Origin of the sequence: uncultured Megasphaera sp. (genome assembly GCF_958350005.1) — a bacterium.
Classification (GTDB): domain Bacteria; phylum Bacillota; class Negativicutes; order Veillonellales; family Megasphaeraceae; genus Megasphaera.
The window spans coordinates 1-3,637 of sequence record NZ_CATWFF010000194.1 but is presented as its reverse complement, the minus strand read 5'-3'; the positions used below and the strand labels follow the sequence as shown (position 1 = coordinate 3,637).

The 3,637-nt window shown below is 51.3% G+C and carries 4 protein-coding genes; all 4 read right to left on the bottom strand.

The features are described 5' to 3' along the window. Positions 1 to 206: 206 nt before the first annotated feature. A complete protein-coding gene (locus tag Q3886_RS09330) occupies positions 207 to 362 on the bottom strand; it encodes a hypothetical protein (RefSeq protein WP_301861156.1) in 156 nt (51 codons plus the stop codon). 10 nt (positions 363 to 372) lie between these two features. Continuing rightward, positions 373 to 1,011, bottom strand: a complete 639-nt coding sequence (locus Q3886_RS09325; RefSeq protein ID WP_301861154.1) for an RAMP superfamily CRISPR-associated protein — start codon at positions 1,009 to 1,011, stop codon at positions 373 to 375. Beyond that, positions 1,012 to 2,709, bottom strand: coding sequence for a hypothetical protein (locus Q3886_RS09320; RefSeq protein ID WP_301861152.1), 1,698 nt, complete (start codon positions 2,707 to 2,709; stop codon positions 1,012 to 1,014). It lies immediately after the preceding gene. A gap of 117 nt (positions 2,710 to 2,826) precedes the next feature. Further along, positions 2,827 to 3,585, bottom strand: a complete 759-nt coding sequence (cas6, locus tag Q3886_RS09315) for a CRISPR system precrRNA processing endoribonuclease RAMP protein Cas6 (RefSeq protein ID WP_301861151.1) — start codon at positions 3,583 to 3,585, stop codon at positions 2,827 to 2,829. Positions 3,586 to 3,637: the final 52 nt, after the last annotated feature.

Sequence of the window (3,637 nt, the reverse complement as noted above, 5' to 3'; positions counted from 1 at the left end):
GTACCTGTACAGGCCGAATAACTTCATTCTGTACCAGCGCAAATCCTTTTACTGCCTTATCGCCGACAGTAAATGCATCGTGACATAAATCAGAAACTTTTGAAGTAATCTTGTTTTTTACCAGAGACAAAGGCAGTGTTACAGCGCGGATATTTTCTTTCAGCAAATTGGCCTGGACGAACTGCAGACCGCCGAAAAAGAGCGTCTTAAAGATGATTCTGAGAAATATACCGTTCTGCCAGAAGTCCGCGCAGTATGCAGCCGCTGATATACTCGTTGCTTTCCGTTAATACCAGGGAACTGCCCTGCATGGTCAGCACAACGGGCGACATCAGTTGAATGGTAATATCTAGTTTTTTCATAGTCAGCCCCCTATTCTGCCTGCAATGCAGCCTGCACAAGTTCTGCCTGATTTTTCATCGTGCAGACAATCTGTCCAAACCCGCGGTTTCTCTTCAGTCCGGCAGCCCGCATATTCTGCAGGGCCAGCGCCAGAGCCTGCGTATACGCCGGCGTTTCATGAACGACTTCAATGGTGCCGACAAACACCGTTCCGGCCCGAAGGACGCGAATATTGCGCAGCGATCCGTCTCTGGCCGTTCCCGTATCGGCATCCAGGGCCGTCTGATACCGCAGAGACGTATACGTTTCCAGCACATCATCAGGACGGATATACGCCCCATACTGCCGCTGCAGCTGGCTCCAGTCACGGCACATCGTTTCGTAGTCACGAAGGTAAAAATTGGAAATAACCAGCTGTACATCAGCCGTATCGACATGATGAAACAGTTCTTCCACCGTCTTGCGGGAAAGAAAGGGCTTCTGCGAAAGTTCAGCCATTTCCGCTGCTTCCACAGCACTTTCATAGAGAATGCCCTTGAACCGCCGGGCCGGAAAATAAGGCAGTCCATAGGAATCATGAACAATGTCGGCATCAATATTGACATCAGCCTGGCCTGATCCCAGGCTCAGCGGTGTTTTTACAGTAATCGTAATCTCATGAACAGCCATTTACGCGTCCCCCTTCTGCTCTTCCTTCATAATGGGAAGGTAATCCATGATTTCAATTGCATCTACCCACGGCGTTTTTAATGTCCCGTCTGCACTATTCCACAACGCAGCCTGAAAGTCTTCCCAGCCCGCAATTTCCGGCAAAGCCTGTCCATTATGGCGGAGCTGCTCGCTCCATACATCGATTTCATGCCGGTTGCAGGCCAGAACACTGCGCAGCTCTTTCACCTTATTCTGCGGCAATGTACGGCGCAGAGCCTCTGCAGCCTCCTTGAGATGGGACAGGAGGAACGGATTCTGTTTATCAGCCGCAGCTTTTGTCCGGACCTGATAGGGGCCAAAGTGCATACTTCCCAGTACGCCTGTATATTCATCAGCCCGGATCTGTTCCAGTGTCGGCGCCTGTTCGCCGTGGAGAATGGCAAAATCGATCCAGCTCAAGTCGTCCGTACGGGACCGGGCTTTGGCAGCGCCGCACAGCTGTTCTGCCAGTTCATAGCCCCGGAAGAAGGGGTACGCCGCCGGCAGAATGGCAATGCCGGCACAGCATTCAATGCCGTCGCCAAAATGCTTGTCCTTTTCGGCCATTTCCTGAATAAACGCTTCTGCATAGTCCACAGCCATGCGGGCCGGGCAAATAAAGGTCACATCATCGCCGCCGAGAATAAGAGGCCGAATAGGAAGGGTATGATCCTTCAGATCCAGGCAGTCATACCGGTCAGCAGCACAGTTTCTGACGATACTCTTGAGGAGTTTCCGGAAGGCCCCTTTCGTTTTCTCCTGCGTACGGTACGAAAGTCCCTGCAGTTCAGGCAAATTCTTACATTTCGAGAATTTTTGCCCCATCTGGTTGCCGTCAATATGGACGATGGCAATATCGTTTTCGCCTGCCCGCTGGCCCAGCTCGCCCAGTTCCATAGGGAAGGCATAGGTCCGGCTGGTCTGTCCGTCCTTGCTGCGAAGGGTCAGGACATCGGCAAATTCGGCTGCCAGCGCCTTGTTGGCCAATTGCGCCGCTTCCGCTTTGGCCCGTACTTCCTGCGAAAAGAACCGCGCCTCTCCTTCAGGAACAATCAGGCCGGTCGTATCGTAGTAGTTTGCCGTTTCCCCATTGACTTCACAGGACAGGGTGAGTCCTGTATACGGCGGATTGACGACAGGAAAGACCGTATTCTGGTTGGCCTTGAGGATTTCATACAGTTTTGCCCGTTCTTTGCCAAAATCTTCGTCCCTGTCAATAATACCCTGAGCAGCCCCGGTCTTAAGCCCCGGATACTGGACGAGAACCTTTCTGGTAAAGGCGGTGATAATATCAGTCAGCCGCTGCTGATCTGTATCTTTAAACAAAATCAGGGCATTGCCGCCGCCAATATAGGCCACTTCACAGTCCGCTTCGCCGGAAGCAGATACGGCTGCTGCCGCTTCAGGCTGCACAGCCGGCACGGCCTGCTGTCCCTTTTTCTTCTTCTTTTTTTTCTTCTTTTTCGGACTTCCTTCGGCATGCTGTTTTTTCCAGGACTCTTCATCCAGGGACTGAATGCCGAAATGGCCGGGCTGCAGAATATCCCCTACCAGCAGATCCTGGAATACGCGCTCTACAATATAAGACGCACCAATATTGGTACGCAGTTTATTACCGGAAAAAATATACCGCTGAATAGACCGCGTATCAAATAAAATTGCTCCCCATTGGTTCATAACGTATACCACCTTCCTCTGTAACCAGTTATATGTGATTTATATACTATATTACTTACTTCATACCTGATTGTCTTGTACTTGTCCAGTATACCACTGCAGCCGGCTCCGGGCTCGTCAAAAAATCCGGAAACTGACAGACACAGCTCCCATGCCGAGAGCCGTTTTGATGCCAATGCCGGCAAAAGGGGCAAACGAAGCCAATACCAGCTGAATACGGCGAATATCTTCCGGCCCGGGAAGGGCATAGGTAACCTTCCCTGTAAATCCCTTGACATAGTGCCGTTCCAGCTGAAAGGCCTTCGTTTCCAGCTGATACGCATCGACTGCGGCATAATAGCCCAGCAAATCGGGAATATCCCTATCCTCCCAGCGGGCCGATGAGGAAACACTATTCCACCGCCGCAGCAGACTGGAAAAGACCAGTCCTTCTTCCGGGAAAATGGCATATACGCCGTCCCGCTTAAAGCTGGCTGTCGTCAGAAACGAGAAAGACACCTTGTTCGGCACGTCTTTCACGGCAGCAATCTGCTGAACCAGGTCGGCACAGGTTGTCTGCCGTATCATCCGGGGCACCCCTAACACAACAGCGTAGCCGCGATTTTTTAAATACAGCTCCCGTATATGCTGCAGCGGTTCCAGCAGAGATGCTGCCGCTTCTTCCGTCAAAGTGCCAATGCGCCAGATCATCTGCTTTGTCCGGCTGTCCCAATACAAAGCCTGACTGTAGGGACGAGGCGTTTTCAGCTCATGGTAGGCAGCAGCGGCCTTTTCATCAATCCGCTCCATCAGGGCGCCATGAAAGATAGACCCCATCATGCTGTGACCTCGTATCCCTTTGGGAAACTGAACGGGAATTTCGAGTAATGAAATCATACTTACTCCTTTATGATAGTACCTATCATCTATATGATACACAATTATACAC